General features: G+C 73.5%; 16 protein-coding genes and 1 pseudogene. 7 read left to right on the top strand and 10 right to left on the bottom strand.

The genetic code is table 11. The features are described 5' to 3' along the window. Positions 1–147 precede the first annotated feature (147 nt). Together uvrB and zapE are read right to left on the bottom strand one after the other, a co-directional pair. Positions 148–2,253, bottom strand: coding sequence for an excinuclease ABC subunit UvrB (gene uvrB / locus ACIGZJ_RS20240; RefSeq protein WP_396458492.1), 2,106 nt, complete (start codon positions 2,251–2,253; stop codon positions 148–150). Between the two features lie 37 nt (positions 2,254–2,290). Further along, entirely contained in the window at positions 2,291–3,355 is a 1,065-nt protein-coding gene (gene zapE / locus ACIGZJ_RS20235; RefSeq protein WP_396458491.1) for a cell division protein ZapE, read from the bottom strand. 118 nt (positions 3,356–3,473) lie between these two features. On the opposite strand from zapE, the gene ACIGZJ_RS20230 reads away from it, so the two are divergent. The 4 genes from ACIGZJ_RS20230 (at position 3,474) to msrB (ending at position 6,869) form a co-directional block, all read left to right on the top strand. After that, on the top strand, positions 3,474–4,241 hold the full coding sequence (locus ACIGZJ_RS20230) for a pyrimidine reductase family protein (RefSeq protein WP_396458490.1): 768 nt from the start codon (positions 3,474–3,476) through the stop codon (positions 4,239–4,241). Positions 4,242–4,384: 143 nt separating this feature from the next. Then, positions 4,385–4,846: an indole-3-glycerol phosphate synthase gene (locus ACIGZJ_RS20225; protein ID WP_396458489.1), complete on the top strand. Its 462-nt coding sequence runs from the start codon at positions 4,385–4,387 to the stop codon at positions 4,844–4,846. 208 nt (positions 4,847–5,054) lie between these two features. Further along, entirely contained in the window at positions 5,055–6,437 is a 1,383-nt protein-coding gene (murC, locus tag ACIGZJ_RS20220; protein WP_396458646.1) for a UDP-N-acetylmuramate--L-alanine ligase, read from the top strand. Between the two features lie 27 nt (positions 6,438–6,464). Continuing rightward, a complete protein-coding gene (gene msrB / locus ACIGZJ_RS20215; RefSeq protein WP_396458488.1) occupies positions 6,465–6,869 on the top strand; it encodes a peptide-methionine (R)-S-oxide reductase MsrB in 405 nt (134 codons plus the stop codon). 93 nt (positions 6,870–6,962) lie between these two features. On the opposite strand, the gene ACIGZJ_RS20210 is transcribed toward msrB, so the two are convergent. The 8 genes from ACIGZJ_RS20210 to ACIGZJ_RS20175 all read right to left on the bottom strand — a co-directional run bounded on the left by ACIGZJ_RS20210 (position 6,963) and on the right by ACIGZJ_RS20175 (position 14,817). Then, positions 6,963–8,156 (bottom strand): cytochrome P450, encoded by a 1,194-nt coding sequence (locus tag ACIGZJ_RS20210; protein ID WP_396458487.1) that lies wholly within the window; start codon positions 8,154–8,156, stop codon positions 6,963–6,965. After that, positions 8,153–8,713 carry a GTP-binding protein gene (locus ACIGZJ_RS20205; protein WP_396458645.1) on the bottom strand — a complete coding sequence of 187 codons (561 nt, stop codon included), beginning with the start codon at positions 8,711–8,713 and terminating at the stop codon, positions 8,153–8,155. Before ACIGZJ_RS20205 ends, ACIGZJ_RS20210 begins: the two co-directional genes overlap by 4 nt. A 73-nt stretch (positions 8,714–8,786) precedes the next feature. After that, a complete protein-coding gene (locus ACIGZJ_RS20200) occupies positions 8,787–9,140 on the bottom strand; it encodes a DUF742 domain-containing protein (protein WP_396458486.1) in 354 nt (117 codons plus the stop codon). Continuing rightward, positions 9,137–9,565 (bottom strand): roadblock/LC7 domain-containing protein, encoded by a 429-nt coding sequence (locus ACIGZJ_RS20195; RefSeq protein WP_396458485.1) that lies wholly within the window; start codon positions 9,563–9,565, stop codon positions 9,137–9,139. The genes ACIGZJ_RS20200 and ACIGZJ_RS20195 overlap by 4 nt, the downstream gene beginning before the upstream one ends. Then, positions 9,562–11,517 (bottom strand): ATP-binding protein, encoded by a 1,956-nt coding sequence (locus ACIGZJ_RS20190; protein ID WP_396458484.1) that lies wholly within the window; start codon positions 11,515–11,517, stop codon positions 9,562–9,564. The genes ACIGZJ_RS20195 and ACIGZJ_RS20190 overlap by 4 nt, the downstream gene beginning before the upstream one ends. 87 nt (positions 11,518–11,604) lie before the next feature. Next, entirely contained in the window at positions 11,605–12,633 is a 1,029-nt protein-coding gene (locus tag ACIGZJ_RS20185) for an MBL fold metallo-hydrolase (protein WP_396458483.1), read from the bottom strand. Positions 12,634–12,825: 192 nt separating this feature from the next. Next, positions 12,826–13,572: a hypothetical protein gene (locus ACIGZJ_RS20180; protein WP_396458482.1), complete on the bottom strand. Its 747-nt coding sequence runs from the start codon at positions 13,570–13,572 to the stop codon at positions 12,826–12,828. Positions 13,573–13,893: 321 nt separating this feature from the next. After that, on the bottom strand, positions 13,894–14,817 hold the full coding sequence (locus ACIGZJ_RS20175) for a GNAT family N-acetyltransferase (protein WP_396458481.1): 924 nt from the start codon (positions 14,815–14,817) through the stop codon (positions 13,894–13,896). A gap of 267 nt (positions 14,818–15,084) precedes the next feature. Here ACIGZJ_RS20175 and ACIGZJ_RS20170 point away from each other — a divergent pair. From ACIGZJ_RS20170 to ACIGZJ_RS20160, 3 genes and pseudogenes are all read left to right on the top strand, one after another. Continuing rightward, positions 15,085–16,438 (top strand): annotated as a pseudogene (locus ACIGZJ_RS20170) (DUF692 domain-containing protein). Positions 16,439–16,514: 76 nt separating this feature from the next. Further along, positions 16,515–17,582: a TIGR04222 domain-containing membrane protein gene (locus tag ACIGZJ_RS20165; protein WP_396458480.1), complete on the top strand. Its 1,068-nt coding sequence runs from the start codon at positions 16,515–16,517 to the stop codon at positions 17,580–17,582. A gap of 88 nt (positions 17,583–17,670) precedes the next feature. Continuing rightward, positions 17,671–18,453 (top strand): TIGR04222 domain-containing membrane protein, encoded by a 783-nt coding sequence (locus ACIGZJ_RS20160; RefSeq protein WP_396458479.1) that lies wholly within the window; start codon positions 17,671–17,673, stop codon positions 18,451–18,453. The last annotated feature ends 50 nt before the right edge of the window (positions 18,454–18,503 follow it).

Here is an 18,503-nt window from a genome sequence, read left to right as displayed (position 1 = left end):
CTGCGGTCGACCGCATCGATCGCCGTCTACCCGTTTGTGGCAAGGCTGAGACACCCCCGGACTTGACCGGTGTCGAAACCGGCCAAGCCCGAGGGGCCCGACCCGACCCGCGGCACCGACCGGCCGCCCCTAGGACCCGGACAGGTCCTAGGCGATCCCCGCCTCGCGCATCTGCCGCAGCTCGCGCTTCAGCTCCTTGACCTCGTCGCGCAGCCGGGCCGCGACCTCGAACTGGAGGTCCGTCGCGGCCGCGTGCATCCGGTCGGTCATCGACTGGATCAGCTCGGCCAGCTCGGCGGCGGGCAGGCTCTTGGCGGAGCCGCGCTCCGCGCCCAGCGCCGGGACGGGCGCCTTGCCCCGGCCCTTCTCCTTGCCGCCCGCACCCCGGTACCCGGAGGAGAGCAGCTCGTCGGTGTCCACGTCCTCGCGGGCGAGGGTGTCCAGGATGTCGCCGATCTTCTTGCGCAGCGGCTGCGGGTCGATCCCGTGCTTGGTGTTGTACGCCTGCTGGACCTCCCGGCGGCGGTTGGTCTCGTCGATGGCCTTCTCCATCGCCGGCGTGATCCGGTCCGCGTACATGTGGACCTGGCCGGAGACGTTACGGGCGGCGCGGCCGATGGTCTGGATCAGCGAGGTGCCCGAGCGCAGGAAGCCCTCCTTGTCCGCGTCCAGGATCGCCACCAGCGAGACCTCGGGGAGGTCCAGGCCCTCGCGGAGCAGGTTGATGCCGACCAGCACGTCGTACCGGCCGGCCCGCAGCTCGCGCAGCAGCTCGACCCGGCGCAGCGTGTCGACGTCGCTGTGCAGGTACCGGACCCGGATGTCCAGGCCGAGCATGTAGTCGGTGAGGTCCTCGGCCATCTTCTTGGTGAGGGTGGTGACCAGGACGCGCTCGTCCCGCTCGACCCGCTTGCGGACCTCGTGCACCAGGTCGTCGATCTGGCCCTCGGTCGGCTTGACGATCACCTCGGGGTCGATCAGGCCGGTCGGGCGGATGATCTGCTCGACCTGGCCGTCGCCGCGGGAGAGCTCGTACGCGCCCGGGGTGGCCGAGAGGTAGACCGTCTGGTCGATCCGCTCCAGGAACTCCTCCCACTTCAGCGGGCGGTTGTCCATCGCCGAGGGGAGCCGGAAGCCGTGCTCCACCAGGGTGCGCTTGCGGGAGGCGTCGCCCTCGTACATCGCACCGATCTGCGGGACGGTGACGTGCGACTCGTCGATGACCAGGAGGAAGTCCTCCGGGAAGTAGTCGAGCAGGGTGTTCGGCGGGGAGCCGGGCTCACGGCCGTCGAAGTGCATGGAGTAGTTCTCCACGCCGGAGCAGGTGCCGATCTGGCGCAGCATCTCCAGGTCGTAGGTGGTGCGCATGCGCAGCCGCTGGGCCTCCAGCAGCTTGCCCTGCTTCTCCATCCGGGCGAGCGTCTGCTCCAGCTCCAGCTCGATGTCGTTGACCGCCCGGGCCATCCGCTCGGGGCCGGCCACGTAGTGCGAGGCGGGGAAGACGTGGACGGAGTCGTCCTGGCTGATGATCTCGCCGGTGAGCGGGTGCAGGGTGTAGAGCGCCTCGATCTCGTCGCCGAACATCTCGATCCGGACGGCCAGCTCCTCGTAGACCGGGAAGATCTCGATGGTGTCGCCGCGGACCCGGAAGGTGCCGCGGGTGAAGGCGACGTCGTTGCGGGTGTACTGGATGTCGACGAAGCGGCGCAGCAGGACGTCGCGGTCGACCTCCTCGCCGACCTTGAGCCGGACCATCCGGTCGACGTACTCCTGCGGGGTGCCGAGGCCGTAGATGCAGGAGACCGAGGCGACCACGACCACGTCGCGGCGGGTGAGCAGCGAGTTGGTCGCGGAGTGGCGCAGCCGCTCGACCTCCTCGTTGATCGAGGAGTCCTTCTCGATGTAGGTGTCCGTCTGCGGGACGTAGGCCTCGGGCTGGTAGTAGTCGTAGTACGAGACGAAGTACTCGACCGCGTTGTTCGGCAGCAGCTCGCGGAACTCGTTGGCCAGCTGGGCGGCCAGGGTCTTGTTCGGCGCCATCACCAGGGTGGGGCGCTGCAGCTTCTCGATCATCCAGGCCGTGGTGGCCGACTTGCCGGTGCCGGTGGCGCCGAGCAGGACGACGTCCTTCTCGCCCGCACGGATGCGGCGCTCCAGCTCGGCGATGGCCGCGGGCTGGTCGCCGTTGGGCTGGAAGGGGCTGACGACCTCGAAGGGCGCCACTGACCGCTCAATGCTCGTGATGGGTCGCACGTGTCCAACCGTACGACCCACCACTGACAACCGGTGCCTACTTCGCGCTGTCCCGGGCGAGCGCGACCAGGCGGGAGACGGCCCGCAGGTACTTCTTGCGGTAGCCGCCGCGCAGCATCTCCTCCGGGAACACCTGGTCGAAGGCGATGCCGGAGGCGGTGATCGGCAGCTCGCGGTCGTACATCCGGTCGGCCAGCACGACCAGGCGCAGCGCGGTGGACTGGTCGTCGACCTGCCGCACGCCGCGCAGGCAGACCGCGGTGACGTCGTCCAGCAGCGCGCCGTAGCGGCTGGGGTGGACGGCGGAGAGGTGGTCGAGCAGCGCGCCGAAGTCGTCCAGCGAGGCGCCCGGGGTGCGGGCGGCGACGGCGGCCACCTGCTCGTCGGAGTACGGCGGCGGGGCGTCCGGCAGCCCGCGGTGGCGGTAGTCCTGGCCGTCGATCCGCAGCGGGCGGAAGTGCGCGGACAGGCCCTGGATCTCGCGCAGGAAGTCCGCGGCGGCGAAGCGGCCCTCGCCGAGCTTCTCGGGCAGCGTGTTGGAGGTGGCGCAGAGCCTGACGCCGTTGTCGACCAGGCGGCCGAGCAGGGTGGAGACCAGGACGGTGTCGCCCGGGTCGTCGAGCTCGAACTCGTCGATGCAGAGCAGCCGGTGCCCGGAGAGGGTGGTCACGGCCTGCTGGAAGCCGAGCGCACCGACCAGGTTGGTCAGCTCGACGAAGGTGCCGAAGGCCTTCGGGCCGGGGGTTGCGTGCCACAGCGAGGCGAGCAGGTGGGTCTTGCCGACGCCGTAGCCGCCGTCCAGGTAGACGCCGGCCGGGCCGGTGGGCACGGGCGCGGTGCGGCGGAACCAGCTGCGCTTGGGCGCGGAACCGTTTCCGTTGTTGAGCGCGCCCGCGAACTCCTCCAGGACCTGCACGGCCTCGTACTGGCTGGGCTGGCCTGGGTCCGGGAGGTACGTCCCGAAGCCGACATCGGAGAAGCGCGGCGGCGGGACCATCTCGGCGACCAGGCGCTCGGCGGGGACGACGGGGCGCCGGTCGGTGAGCGCGACGGGGGTCGCGGTCGCTATCGGCTCGGCGGCGGGGTGTGGGGCTGCGGGCACATCAGTAGAGGGTACGCCTCGTCGTGGACCGGTCAGGTAGGGGCCGGTCGGCGACGGGTTCGGGCCGGGCGGCGGCCGGACCGGACCGGCCGCGGGGCGCCGGTGGAAGACTGGGGGCATGCAGCAGTTGATCAGCCCTCTGACCGCGCCGTTCGCCGATCCGGCCTCGCTGGAGTCGCTCGCCGCGGTGTACGCGTACCCCGACCAGGTGAATCACGGGCAGCCGTGGCTGCGGGCCAACATGGTGTCCGGCCTGGACGGCGGGGCCAAGCTGGAAGGGCTCTCCGAGGGGCTCTCCGGGGACGCCGACAAACGGATCTTCGGGGTGCTGCGGGCACTGGCGGACGTCGTCCTGGTGGGCGCCGAGACGGTCCGTGCCGAGGGCTACCGCCCCGGGCGGGCCCGGGCCGACTTCGCCGCGGCGCGCCGGGCGGCCGGACAGCAACCGGCGCCGGCGATCGCGGTCGTCACCCGCTCCCTGGAGCTGGACCTGACCGCGCCGCTGTTCACCGAACCGCTGGTGCGCACGGTGGTGGTCACCACCTCGGACGCCCCGCCGGAGCGGCTGCGGGCCGCCGCCGAGGTGGCCGACGTGGTGCTGGCCGGCCGGGGCTCGGTGGACCTGCGTTCGGCCGTCGCGTCCCTGGCCGAACGCGGCTGGACCAGGCTGCTCAGCGAGGGCGGGCCACGACTGCTGGGACAGCTGGCGGCCGAGGGCCTGCTGGACGAGCTGTGCCTGTCGCTGGCCCCCCTGATCACGGCCGGCGACGCGCCGCGCATCATCCACGATGCGGAAATGCCTGACGTGCAGCGGATGCGGCTGGTCTCATTGATCGAGCAGAAAGGATTCCTCTTCACCCGCTACCTGCGTCCGCCGACTCCGTGACCCCCGGATCGTGATCCCGCTCCCACCTGGGGGCCTTCGTCCGCGTGGCCCGTGTGCCGGGTGTGCAGCGTGCGGAAAGCCTCCTCCGGGCAGTATGGGATCCGACGCCGGGGCCCGGGGGCCGGCCACTGGAAGGGACTCACGTGTTCAAGACGGTACTGATGATCGAAAAGGCGCTCTCCGACGCCGACGTGGAGCTGGTCACCACGCTCCACAGCGAGGAGAAGGTCTCCTTCGTCGTCCTGATGCAGCCGCGCGGCAAGCAGGACGAGCTGCTGCGGGCGCTGGACGACGTCGCCCTCGGCCACCTCGACAAGGTGGTGCACGAGCACGACGAGTCCGAGAGCGGCCCGACGGTGGCCAGCGAATCGCTGGAGCACAGCCTGCGCCACCTGCGCGAGGCCGGCGCCGAGGCGGTCGGCGAACTGGTCGAGGACGCCCCGCTGGACCGGCTGCGCTCGGTGGTCGAGGAGCACAGCGCGGACGAGGTCGTCGTGCTCACCTCGCCGCACTTCGTGGAGGAGTTCTTCCACCGCGACTGGGCCTCCCAGGCCCGGCACAAGGTGGGCGTCCCGGTGCTGCGGCTCTTCGCCAGCGACTCCTGACCCCTTGCCCGCCCCCGGGCCGGGGGTGCCTCCCGGCCGAAGGCCGGGAATCGAGGAGCCCGTCGCCGGTGGTGCAGAATCGTCCTTGCGGTCCGTCCGCGAGGACGGTTCGCACCCCGCACGCCCCGCTCGCCCACTGCCCCGCCCGCAGTCCCCTTGTCTGCCCCCGCCCGTACGGAGCCCCGCCTTGAACGACGCCGCGCACGACCTGCACGCCCCGCACTTCATCGGTATCGGCGGCGCCGGGATGTCCGGCCTGGCGAAGATCCTCGCGGTCCGCGGCGCCAGCGTCTCCGGCAGCGACTCCAAGGAGTCCGAGACCGTCCTCGCGCTGCGCGCCCTCGGTGCCACCGTGCACATCGGCCACGCCGCCGAGCACGTGCCGGACGGCACCAGCAGCGTGGTCGTCTCCAGCGCCATCCGCGCCGACAACCCGGAGCTCGCCGCCGCCCGCGAGCGCGGCATCCCGGTCGTCCACCGCTCCGACGCGCTCGCCGCGCTGATGGGCGGCCGCCGGGCGCTGGCCGTGGCCGGTACCCACGGCAAGACCACCACCACCAGCATGCTCGCCGTCGCCCTCGGCGAGCTGGGCCTCGAACCGTCCTACGCGATCGGCGGCGACCTCGACGCGCCCGGCTCCAACGCCCACCACGGCACCGGCGAGATCTTCGTCGCCGAGGCCGACGAGAGCGACCGCAGCTTCCACAAGTACGCGCCCGAGGTGGCGATCGTGCTCAACGTGGAGCTGGACCACCACGCCAACTACGCCTCGATCGAAGAGATCTACGAGTCGTTCGAGACCTTCGTCGGCCGGATCACCCCCGGCGGCACCCTGGTGGTCTCCGCCGACCACGACGGCGCACGCGAGCTGACCGCCCGGGTGGCGGGCCGCGACGGCCTGAACATCGTCACCGTCGGCGCCGCCGAGGACGCCGACCTGCGCGTGCTGTCGGTGACCGCCCGGGGCATGACCAGCGAGGTCGTCGTGCTGCTGGACGGCGCCGAGCTGGCCTTCACCGTCTCGGTGCCCGGCCGGCACTACGCCCACAACGCCGTCGCCGCGCTCGCCGCCGGCGTCGCGCTCGGCGTCCCGGCCGCCGACCTCGCCAAGGCGCTCGGCGCCTACACCGGCGTGCGGCGCCGGCTCCAGCTCAAGGGCGAGGCGGGCGGCGTCCAGGTGATCGACTCCTACGCCCACCACCCGACCGAGATGACCGCCGACCTGGAGGCCATCCGCGAGGCGACCGAGGGCCGGGTCCTGGTCGTCTTCCAGCCGCACCTGTTCAGCCGCACCCAGCAGCTCGCCGAGGAGATGGGCCAGGCCCTCGCCCTCGCCGACGCCTCCGTCGTGCTCGACATCTACCCCGCCCGGGAGGACCCGATCCCCGGCGTCACCAGCGAGCTGATCATCGACGCGGCCCGGCAGGCCGGCGCCGAGGTCACCGCCGAGCACGTCTTCGACGCGGCCCCCGCGCTGCTGGCCGGCCTGGCCCGCCCGGGCGACCTGCTGCTCACCATGGGCGCCGGCGACGTCACCAACCTCGGGCCGGAAATCCTCAAGCACCTCGCGAACGTTGCCACCAACGTCTGAGTCCACCGCGTCCGGGAGTCCGCTGTCATGAGCTACGAGATCGAGAAGACCGACGCCGAATGGCGTGCCGAGCTCAGCCCCGAGGAGTACCGCGTCCTGCGCGAGGCGGGCACCGAGCGCCCGTTCACGGGCGAGTACACCGACACCAAGACGATCGGCGTGTACGGCTGCCGGGCGTGCGGTGCGGAGCTCTTCAGCTCGGAGACCAAGTTCGACAGCCACTGCGGCTGGCCGTCGTACTACGCGCCGCTCGCCGAGGACCGGGTGCAGTACATCGAGGACGGCTCGATGGGGATGCGCCGGGTCGAGGTCCGCTGCGCGAGGTGCGGCGGACACCTGGGCCACGTCTTCGAGGGTGAGGGCTACGGCACGCCGACCGACCAGCGGTACTGCATCAACAGCATCTCGCTGACGCTGCGGCCGGCCGAGTAGCCGCCGGCCGAAACGGCGCAGGGCCCGGAGGTCGTCGCGACCTCCGGGCCCTGCGCCGTCCGGTGCCGTGTCGACCGGCCCGCGGCTGTCCGCCTATCCGGCGACCGGGGCGAAGCTGACCGGGAGGCCGACCAGGGCCCGGAAGAACGGGCCCTGGCGCCAGGGCAGGTCCTCGATCGGGGTGCTGAGCTCCAGGTCGCTCAGACGACTGGTCAGCTGCTCGATCGCGGTGATGGCGATCAGCAGCGCCGGATCCCGGGCCGGGCAGGCGTGCGGGCCGGCCGCCCAGGCCAGGTGGGCGCTCTCGCCGCTGCGCAGCTCGTTGCCGTCGGTGGGCGGCGCGGCCTGCGAGTTGGCGGCCGCGTAGGAGACCAGCACCAGCGACCCGGCGGGGATCTCCCGGCCGTGGAAGGTGATGTCGTAGCGCGGGTAGTGCGCCGAGAGGTTCGCCATCGGCGGCTCGTGCCAGAGCACCTCGTCGATCGCCTGGTAGGCCGTCATCGCGCCGCCGAACAGCGAGCCGGCGTACCGGGCGTCGGTGAGCACCCGCAGCAGCGCGTTGGCGATCAGGTTGGTGGTCGGCTGGTGTCCGGCGATCATGGTGAGGGTGATCTGCCGGACCACCTCGTCGTTGTCCAGCCCGGCGGGGTGGTTGAGGAACCACGAGGTCAGGTCGTGCCGGGGCGTCTCGCGCCGCTCGGCGACCATCCCGGTGACCACCGCCACCAGGTCCCCGTACGCCGCGACCGCCTTCTCGGTGGACTCGATCATCCCGGAGATGCCCGCGACCAGCCGGGCGCTGTGCTCCTCGGGCACGCCGAACCAGGTGTTGAAGACGAACACCGGCAGCTGCCGCGCGTACTCGGCGATCAGGTCGGCGCTGCCGGCCGCCTCGAAGCGGTCGATCAGCTGGTGCGCGACCTCGGTGACCCGGCGCTGAAGCAGGTGCGGCTCCAGCAGCGCCAGCCCGTCGGTGATCACCGAGCGGTAGCGGGCGTGCACCTCGCCGTCGCTGAACAGGGCGGTGGGGCGGTAGCCGAGCATCGGCAGCAGCGGGGAGGTCGGCGGGATGGTCTGCTGCCAGGCCCGGGAGTCCTTGGAGAAGGTGTCGGTGTCCCGCAGGAGGTCCAGCGCGGCCTGGTAGTCGGTGACCAGCAGGGCCTCCACGCCGGGCGCGATCTCCACCGGGGCGACGGCGCCGTACCGGCGCAGCCGGTCGTAGACGAGCTGCGGGTCGGCGGCGAAGACCGGGCCGTGGATCGGGATCGGGCGGGTGTCGGCGGTCACGGCTGCTCCAGGGCGGCGGTGGGCACTGCGGGCAGGCCGTCCAGGACGTGTTCGGCCAGCGCGATCAGCGCGTCCAGGCTGGCGCGGCGCTCGCGGGCGTCGCAGAGCACCAGCGGGGTGTCGGGGTGCAGGTCGAGGTGGGCGCGGAGCACCTCGACCGAGTGCGCGGGCGCGTCGGGGAAGCAGTTGACGGCCACCGCGTAGGGCAGGCCCTGCTCCTCCACCATGTCCATGATCTCGAAGGAGTCGGAGAGCCGCCGGGTGTCGGCCAGCACCAGGGCCCCGAGGGCGCCGCGCGCGATGTCCTGCCAGAGCGGGAAGAAGCGGCGCTGTCCGGGCGTGCCGAACATGTAGAGCACCACCTGGCCGGGCAGGGTGAGGCGGCCGAAGTCGACCGCCACGGTGGTGGTGGTCTTCTCGGGCAGGCCCGCCGTGTCGTCGACGGGGGCACCGGTCTCGGTCATCGCCTCCTCGGTGTGGAGGGTCTGGATCTCCGAGAGGGTGCGGATGAGCGTGGTCTTGCCGACCCCGAAGGGGCCGGCGATCAGCAGCTTCATCAGGGTCTGGTCCCGGTCGGGCAGGTAGCCCACGCGGCCCGTCCGGCCGGCGGGGTCCCCGGCGCCGGCGGCGCTACCGGAGAGTGCGGAGTCCAACGAGGAGCCTCTCGACGATCGTGCGGTCGGTCTGCTGGGCGCGGGGGATCGGACTGCGGGCGCGTAAGCAGCCCGCCTCGACCAGGTCCGCGGCCAGGAAGACGGTGGCGCTGACCGGCAGCCGCAGGTGCGCGGCGGCCTCCACCACGGACAGCGCGCCCGGGCGCAGCAGCTCCCAGAGCCGCCGGTGCTCGTGCTCCAGCTCGTGCGGCGGCTCGGTGTCGGCTGCGTACAGGACGGTGAGCCGTTCGAAGCCGGGTGCGCCGGCCCGGGCCCGGCCACCGGTGGCGAGGTAGGCCGGCACCATCCGCCTGCGGGGTACGGCGGTCATGACCGGGGGGTGGTGTCCTGCTGCCTGGCCGGGCTCGCCATGGCGCGTCCCAGGGCGGCGACCTGGACCTGCATCTGGTAGGCCACGTTGCCGAGCTGTGCGTCGGGGGTGGTGAACACCGCGAGCGAGGTGTTCTCCCCCGCCGGGACGACGATGGCGAAGCCCAGCTCGGACTCCACCACGGTCTGTACCGGCTTCGGCTGCTCGGTGTCGGTGAAGGCGCTGGTGAACGCGCGGGCGGCGGCGTGCACGGTGGCCGTCATGGCGGCGACCCGCTCGGCGGAGGCCCTGCTGAGGCCGTCCGAGGCGCCCTCGACGAGGCCGTCGCCGGTCGCGATGACCGCATGCAGGACGCCGGGAAGCTCCAGCAGCGGGGTCAGCACCCACGAGATCTCATCGGTGGCGGTAGGGCTGGGCGTGCTCACTGCTCGGCTCCTTCGGAGGTCTGGGCCCGGCGGTGACCGGTGTGGTCGGTCCCGTCCGTCTGGTCGGTCTCGCCCGTGTGGTCGGCGCGGTCCGTGTGGTCGGTCCCGGCCGTGTGGTCGGCGCGGTCCGTGTGGTCGGCTGTGCGGTCCGTCGGGGCCGGGTGCTCCGCAGCACGCTCCCCCGGGTGCTCCCCCGGGCCGTCCGCCGAGGCGGCGGCCTGCGCGACGGCGGCCCGGCCGGAGCCGGTGCCCTGCTGCAGGGCGCCCCAGCGCTCGGCGGCCTGCTCGGGCGTCCGGGCGGACGGCGCTTCCGCGGTGCGCACGGTGCCGCCCGCGCCGCCGCCCGCGCTCTGCGGCGCATGGGCCTGGTGCGGGAGCGGCTGGCGCCGGCGGCGGCTGGGCAGTCCGCTGTCGTCGGACGGCACGGCCTGCACGGGTGGCACGACGTGCATGGTCGGCACGGACTGCCGGAGTGGCAGTTCGTGCCCTGCCGGCACGTCGTGCCCGGCGGGCTCGGCCGACCGGCCCTCCTCCGCGCCGCCGCCGCCGCGCACGGCCGGCCCGGACGGCAGCGCCGCCATGGTGGGCGCCGGAGCCGGGCCGGAGCCGGCCCGCAGGGGCAGCGGGGTGAGCACCGAGAGCGGCTGCTCGTCGTCCACCACCGTGAGCAGCGCGGCCGGGATCCGGACGATGGTCCGCATGCCACCGTACGGCGAGGGCTCGATGTGGCAGGCGAAGCCGTACTGCCGGGCCAGCTTGCCGACCACCGCGAAGCCGGTCTTCGGCGGGTTGCCCAGCTCGGTGAGCAGCACCTCGGGCGGACCGGCCAGCAGTCGGCGCGCCCGCCGCAGCTGGTCCTCCTCCATCCCGATCCCGCTGTCGTCGATGATCACCAGCGCGCCGCGGCCGCCCTGCTGGACGGTGACCGGGACGTCGGTCTCCGGGTGCGAGTACCCGGTGGCGTTGGCGAGCAGTTCGGCCACCGTGATGGCGAGCGGTTCGGCCGCCCGGGCGACGACGGCCAGCCGGTTCTCGCGCAGGTGGTTGGCGACCTTGATCCGGGCGTAGCCGGGCACCCGGGAGAGCGCGCCGACCACCACCTCGGCGAGCGGGGAGTCGGTGCGGGCCAGACCGGGCCAGGCCTCGCAGAGCACGGCGATGGTCTGGATCCGGCGCAGCGCGACCTCGTTGCGGAAGTCGACCTCCAGCAGCCGGGGGTCGTCGTTCTCGTGCTGGAGCTGCTGGACGAGGCTCTGGATCTGGTAGAGCAGCGTCTGGATCTTGGAGGTGGCACCGCGCATGGCGGCCCGGGCGGCCGCGTCGACGCGCTCGCGCTCGTCGGTGACGGCGGCGGCGGCCGCGTCCAGCACGGCCTGCAGCGCCTGGACGGCCTCGGGGCCGACGCCCTGCGCGTCGAGCGGACCGGCGACCGGGGCGTTGGGATGGCTGAGCCGCAGCGCGGTGGCGGCCACCCGCTCCTTGGCCAGGTGGCCGATCTCCGCGAGCAGCACCCGGGCCCGCTCCTCGGCGCCGTCCGCCTGCCGGCCGGCCTCGGCGGTCCGGTCCTCGGCCTCGGCGGCCAGCCGCTCGGCCGCCCGGATCCGCTCCTCCGCGGCGCGGGTATGCAGTTCGGCCTCGGCCGTGCGGTGGTCGGCCTCCGCGGTGCGGAGCTCCGCCTCCCGGGTGCGGCCCTCGGCGACCAGCGCGCGGCTCTCGGCCCGCTGGGTCTCCTCGGCCGCCTGCCGGGCGGCGGTCTGTGCCTCGCCCAGGTGCTGGTCGCGGCGGGTCACCCGGGCCTCGGCGGCGCGGGCCCGCTCCTCGCTGTGGGCCGTGGCCGCCTCGGCCGCCGTGGCCCGGGCGACGGCCCGGGACCGGCTGCGGGCCAGGACGGCGGCCGCCGCGAGGGCGGCCACCGTGATCGCCACCAGGGCGACCAACGCGATCTGCGTCATCGAAGTCCTCGAAGTCCTCGAACGTCATCGATCGAAGGGAACTGGAAGGGGGCGGGCGGAGCCGGTCGGGAAACCGGTCCGGCCCGGTCAGGCCGACGCGGGGGCGCCCTCCCCGCTCCGGGGCCGCAGCACGGTGCGGGCCGCGTCCTCGTCCAGCTCCCGGGCCACCAGGGCGACCTGGCCCATGGCCTCCAGGACGTTCGGCACCGCGGAGCCGTCCAGGTGCCGGTACTCGGCGGCGACGGTGAGCACCAGGCGCTCGGGCAGGCCAAGTTCGGGGTGGCGCTGCTCGGCGATCACCCGGCGGGCGGCGTCCAGCGCGGGGATCCCGGCGGTGTGCAGCGCGTGCGCGCGCTCCCGGACGTACGCCAGGTAGGCGATGTGCTCCCGGACGCCCGCGCGGTCGAGCACCGGGCCGTGGCCGGGGACGAAGATCTCGGCGCCGGTCGCCAGCACCTGCTCGCAGGCGGCGATCACGTTCTCCAGGGGCCCGGCCCAGTGCACGGGGTGGTCGCCGGGGTGCTCCGGCGTCGAGCCGAAGATCACGTCGCCGGTGAACACCGCGCGCTGGTGGGGCAGGTGGACGATCAGGTCGCCGCCGGTGTGCGCCGCGGCGAGGCCGGTCACCTGGACCGGGTACTCCCCCACGCGCAGTTCCAGTTCGCCGCGGAAGACGGTGTGCGGCTGCACCGGCTCGGTGTCCGACCAGTCGAACTGCCCGAAGTGGCGCCGGAGGTAGCCGCCGAGCGGGGAGGCCGGGTCGCTGCCGGTGACCAGCGCGTGCTGCTGCTTCGGGGTGGGCTCGTAGTGGATGTGCTCCAGCGCCTCCCGGGTGGAGATCACCTCGGCGTCCGGCAGCACCCCGGCGCCCCAGAGGTGGTCGCCGTTGGCGTGCGTGACGATCACCCGGTCGACGTCCACCCCGTCGGCCAGCCGCTGACGACTCTCGGCCAGGAACTCCGCCGCGAGGGACGGGTCGTAGGGGGTGTCGATCCACACCGCGGTCCTCGGCGAGGCCAGCAGTCCGCAGTTGGCCAGACCCCAGCCCCGCTTCGGGGGGAGCCACACGTACAGGTCCTTGGCAATCGCGCTTACGTTCGCGCGGCTGATCGTCATGGGCGCGATTATGCCGATGATGTGACAGGGGTGGAGCAAAACCCCTGCGATTCAGGCCACTTCCTGTCCCGGAGGCTCCCGGCCTGTCCCGTTTCGTACCGGTGAGGTCTGGACCACTTCGTCTCAAGGGTCAGGATGACGCGCCCCGGGAGCGCGCGCCCGGCGGCCCCGGCACGACCCGGACCGCTCCCGTCACACCGCCGGCAGCACCCGGCAGACCTCGACCGTGACGTCCACCGTGTCGAGGCCGATCACCCGGCCCTCCACCGCGACGAATCCTTTCTCCCCGGACCGGAACAGCGCCGCCAGCGGCGACTTCCGCCCCGCCGCGGCCAGGGTCTCCACCGCCATCGCCGAACCGAAGGCGAAGACGCCGCAGAGCACGATGCAGGGCGCCTGCCGCGAGGTGCGGGTCACGAAGATGAAGCCGTGGTCGCGGATCAGCTCGTCCGCGGCGTTGTACTGCGCCTCGAAGGTCATGCCGCCCCAGCGGGCCCGGGCCGCCTCCGGGTACTCGATGCGGAAGTCCGGGAACCCGGCGCCGAGGATGCCGCCCGAGTACGAGTTGACGCTCGGTCCGCCGATCGAGAAGGTCGGCATCCTGGGGTCCTGCGAGCCCGCCGCGACCAGCTCGATCGTCGCCTTGCGGTTGACCTTCCGCAGCAGGTCGATGAGCTGGGCTATCGCCCGCGCCTCGGCCATCGGCATGAACAGCACGTTCTTCGGGCCCCGGCTGGTCAGCCGGCGGCCGTCCTTGGCGAAGGCGAACTCCGCCACCTCGATGCTGGGGCTGATGATCTGGACCCGGCTGTACGGCGCGAGCAGGGCCCGGAGGAATCCGTAGCGCAGGAACAGCCGGGTGCGGGCGAGGGACCGGGCCGCGAGAAAGCCGATGACGGCCGGAAAGAATCCGATCAGCACCTGAAGCAGGATCTCCATACCATCCCCCGCACGGAAGACTCGGATACGAACTGTCTGCCGTGAGGTGATGCCCCGTAGAACACCCGGAACTCCCGCCACAGCAGCCCACCCGGCGCGGAAGGCGGAAAGTGCGCCCGCCTCACTCGTTCGAGTGACCCCCCGTCACATCCGTCTCCAGGGTCACCTCGGCCGTTGACAGTGTACCGACAATGGAGCCGGGGTGAACCCGCGGGGGCCGTGGTCGCCCCGCGGGGCGGCGGTCATCGGCGACGCGGACGCAGATCCCGACGCCCGCGCCGACACCCGCGGTGCCACCCGCGCCGACGCCCGCGGTGCCGCTCAGCCGTCGAGCCGCTTGACGAACTTCCGCTCGCTCGCGCAGCGCTCGTACCCGAGCCAGGAGTTGATCGCCAGCATCGGCGCATTGGTCGCGTCGTTGCTGGTGTACGCCCACCGGTAGCCCGCCGACCGCGCCCGGCGCAGCGAGTGCGCCTTGGCGAGCTTGGTCAGGCCCCGCCCCCGGAAGTCCCGCCGACAGGCCGTGAACGCCGACCAGTAGCGGTCCACCCCGTCCGTCTGCACCGCGCTGAACGCGACCGGCTCGCCGTCGAGGACCGCGACCGTGGTCAGCTCGCGGTCCAGGTCCGGCCGGGCCCAGGCGCCGTTCACGAACTCCTCGTAGTCGGCGGCGTCCATCTCCACCTCGCCCGGCTCGTCGCGCAGCGCGTCCGCCTCGATGACGAAGATCGGGTACGGGTCGTCCTCCCACTCGCTCGCCGGGCGCAGCTCGACGCCCGGCGGCGGCTCGGCGGCGTCCGGCAGCGGGAGCGACAGGTCACGGCGGGCGAAGTGGGCGATCCGCCCCTCGGTGTAGCCCCGGTTGGCCGCGAAGGCCAGCGCCCCGGGCTCGTCGTCCACCCAGCTGTGCACCTCAATAACGCCGTGCTCGGCGAGGTGTGCCTCGGCCGCGGCGAGCAGCGCGGTGAAGGCCCCGCGCCCGCGGTAGCCGGGCAGCACGCTGCCGTTGGCGTGGCCGACGCCCTTCGTCGAGGTACCGGTGACCAGGCCGCAGCGCACGGAGCCGACCACGGTGTCATCGATCTCGGCGACCAGGGTGCGGTAGTGCTCCCCCTCGACCCGGCGGCCGTCCAGCCAGCCGAACACCTCGGGCGTGAGCACCAGGTGCTCGCGCCCGGCGCTGTGGGCGGCCGCGGCGGCCACCGCGTCAGCGGGGCGGAAGTCACGAATCGTCAGTGTCGTCATAGGTGGGTTACGGTAGCCGCCGGGTGGTCGGCACGCCTCCGGTTTTCCCGCCCGGACCGGCTCCCACCTGCGGTTCCGTGCACCGGACAGGACCAAAGTCCCTCACGGTCGGGCCGCCAAGCTCAAATAATGCTCTGAGAAGACCGGGTGGGGCTTGGCAGCCGCCCCGACCGGGGACATCCTCAGCAACACGGCCCGGCGGCCCTGGCGACGACGCCCGCACCGTCCGACGGCCTCCCCATCCAGCCCTCCGAAGGGGGCGCACCGATGACCTCCCCTGCCACAAAGCCCCGCGTGCCCGCCCGGGGCGGCACACTCGGCGTCGGCCTCGGCTGGCGCAGCGAGATCGACGTCGTGGTCGAACGCCAGCCGGGCCTGGACTGGGTCGAGGTGGTCGCGGAGAACGTCTGTGCCGGCCACCTCCCCGAGTCGCTGGCGGTGCTGCGGGCCCGCGGCGTCACCGTCGTCCCGCACGGCGTCTCGCTCGGCCTCGGCGGGGCCGAGCGGCCCGACCCGGCCCGGCTCGCCCAACTCGCCGGGACCGCCGCCGCACTCGACTCCCCGCTGGTCACCGAGCACCTGGCGTTCGTCCGGGCCGGCGGCCTGGAGGCCGGTCACCTGCTGCCCGTACCGCGCTCGTGGGACGCGCTGCGGGTGATCGCCGAGAACGTCCGGATCGCCCAGGACCAGCTGCCGGTACCACTGGCGCTGGAGAACATCGCCGCCCAGCTGGCCTGGCCGGACGACGAGCTGACCGAGGGGCAGTTCCTCGCCGAGCTGGTCGAGCGCACCGGCGTGCGGCTCCTGATCGACGTCGCCAACCTGCACACCAACCGGGTCAACCTCGGTGTGGACCCGGCCGCCGAGCTGGACCGCCTGCCGCTGGAGGCGCTCGCGTACGTACACGTGGCGGGCGGCACGATGGTCGACGGCGTCTGGCACGACACCCACGCGCACCCCGTCACCGAGCCGGTACTGGAGGTGCTGGCCGAGCTGTGCGCGCGGGTGGCACCGCCCGGGGTGCTGCTGGAGCGGGACGCGGCCTTCCCGCCGCCGGCCGAGCTCTCCGCCGAACTCGACGCCATCCGGCGGGTGCTGGACGGGGCGCGGCGCGATGGCTGACGACCCCGGAGGCCTCGACCCCGGGGGCCTCGACGCCGCCCGCGCCGCGCTCGCCCGGCGCCAGGAGGCCCTGCTGACGGCCCTGGTGGCCGGCGGTCCGGTGCCGCCCGGTTTCGACCCGGCCCAGGTCCGGGCCCAGTCGCTCGCCCTGGCCGCCAAGCGCCGCGACACCACCGCCAAGGTGGCGCCGGAGCTGCCCCGGCTGCTCGGCCGACAGTACGGGCCGCTGTTCCTCGCCTACGCCCGCAAGCATCCGCAGACCGGGGGCTACCGCGCCGACGCCCGGGCCTTCGCCGCCTGGGCGCTGACCAGGGGCACCACCGCCAACGGCACCACCGCCGACGGCACTTCCGCCGACGGCACACCCGCGGACGGCGCCCCGTCCCTCGGCGCCGACCAGCGCCGGGCCGTACAGCAGTGGCTCGACCCGGCGGCGCAGCAGCCGCCCGGCCCGCTCGCCCGTCTGCGCCGGGCCCTGCGGCCCGGCCGCACCTCCTAGGACCTGTCCGACAGGCCCTGGGGCCTGTCCAGCCGACAGGCCCTGGGCCTCACTCACCACCCCGGGGGAACCGCCCATGTGGCACAACACGTACTTCCTCATCCCGACCCTCCTGTTGGTCGCGGCCTCGTTCCACGCCTCGCGCACCAAGCAGCTGGTCCGGCGGGTCACGCAGGCCAAGGGCCTGCCCGGCCGCGGGCTGCCGCTGCTGGACACCGCCTTCCTCTCCGGCGGGCCCGGCCGGGTCTTCGACACCGCCCTCGTCCGGATGCACCAGGCCGGCCAGGTCGTCGTCAACCGCTCCGGCCTGGTCACCATCACCGCCGAACGGCCCTACGACTCCGTCGACCAGGCGATCATCGAGGCCGCCGGCCCGGACCGGCAGCGGCCGCTCGCCGCACTGCGGCACGAGGTGATGCGCTCGCCCGCCGTCCAGAAGATCGGCGACGGGCTCGCCGAGCGCGGTCTGCTGCGCAACCCCGCCCGGATGCGCCGGGCGAAGACCGCGCGGCGGCTGCTCTGGCTGGCCGTCCTCGCCGCGGCGGTGACCACCGGACTCGCCTTCCTGCTCGACGACGGCAGCGCCGGCTCCGAGCGCCCGGCCCCGTGGATCCCGCCGATCCTGCTGGCCGTCGGCCTGGTCTCGCTGATCGCGAGCTGGCCGCTGAAGGGCCGGATCACCCCGGCCGGGCGCCGCCAGCTCGGCCTGATGGCGATCGGCAAGCCGTGGAAGCCCAACTCGGGCCTGATCCCCGGGGCGGCCGGCTCCGCCGTCCTGCTCGGCGCGGTCGCGCTCAGCGGGGTGTCCTCCTCCGGGCTGGACGACGCGGAGCTCCAGCAGGCGATGCTCGCCGCGGCCTCGGCCGAGCTGGTGACCGCCAAGTACGGCTCGTCGGCCGCCACCTCCGGCTCGGGCTCCTCCTGCTCCTCCGCCTACACCTGCAGCGCGGGCACCTGGTGCGGCTCCTCCGGCTCCGACTCCTCGGGTTCGGGCTGCGGCTCCAGCTCCAGCAGCTGCGGGTCCTCCTCGTCCGGCTGCGGGTCCAGCTCCAGCAGCTGCGGGTCCAGCTCCAGCAGCTGCGGCTCCTCCTCCAGCTGCGGCTCCTCGTCCAGCTGCGGCGGCGGCAGCAGCTGCGGATCCTGACGGCCGGCCGGCCCCGGCGAGTCACAGTTCGGTATCGCGGTCCGGAAATTCGTACCGCTCACAGCGGAAGCGGGTCTACAACAAGGCCATGTGGTTGCTCTTCCTGATCCCGGCCTGCATCGCCGCGGTGCTCTCCTGCATCCGGCTGGTACGGATGACCGCCACCGCCGACGCGCTCGCCGGGCAGGAGGGGCCGAGGCCGCCCGAGGCCGTCGGGATCGGGCTGTACGAGACGGCGTATCTGGCCGGCGGGCCGGACCGGGTGGTCGAACTGGCCCTGGTCCTGATGGCCTCCCGGGGCCGGCTGCACCTCGCCCACACCGGCTGGACCACCGTGGTCGACCCGAGAGGCCGAAGCCGCCTGGAACGCGCGGTGGTCGCCACCGTCGGACCGGAGGGCCAGTGCCGCACGTCCGACCTGCGCCGGGTGATGGCCTGCCACCCCACCGTGCTGGAGATCGGCAGCCGGCTCGCGCTGGCCGGCCTGGCCACCCCGGCACTGGTGCAGCAGAGCACCGTCCTGGTGGTCCGGCAGGTCCGGCACGCCCTGCTGCTGACGCTGGTGCTGCTGGCCGCCGCGCTGGCCGTCGGCGGGTTCTCGAACGGTGACGCGCTGGCGCCGCTGGCCTGGTTCTCGCTGCCGCTGGTGCTCACCTCGGGCACCCTGCTGATGGCCCGGGTCGACGTCTACCCCTACACCCACTGGGCCTCCCCGGTCGGCCAGGAGGTGCTGCGCGAGGTCCGCCCGCCACGCCAGCACGGCCTCACCGACGACGACGAGCGCGAACTGCTCACCGCCGTCGCGATGATCGGCCCGGCCGCCCTCCCCGACGCCCGGCTGCGCGCCGCCCTGCGCCCGCACCGGACCTGACCGGCAGCGGAGGCGGCACCCGGCCTGGGCCGGTACAACGACGAGGGCCG

This window comes from Kitasatospora sp. NPDC052868 (assembly GCF_044547105.1).
In the GTDB taxonomy this organism is placed as follows: domain Bacteria; phylum Actinomycetota; class Actinomycetes; order Streptomycetales; family Streptomycetaceae; genus Kitasatospora.
Note: the sequence above shows the minus strand (reverse complement) of the source record. Positions and strands in the feature narration are given on the sequence as shown.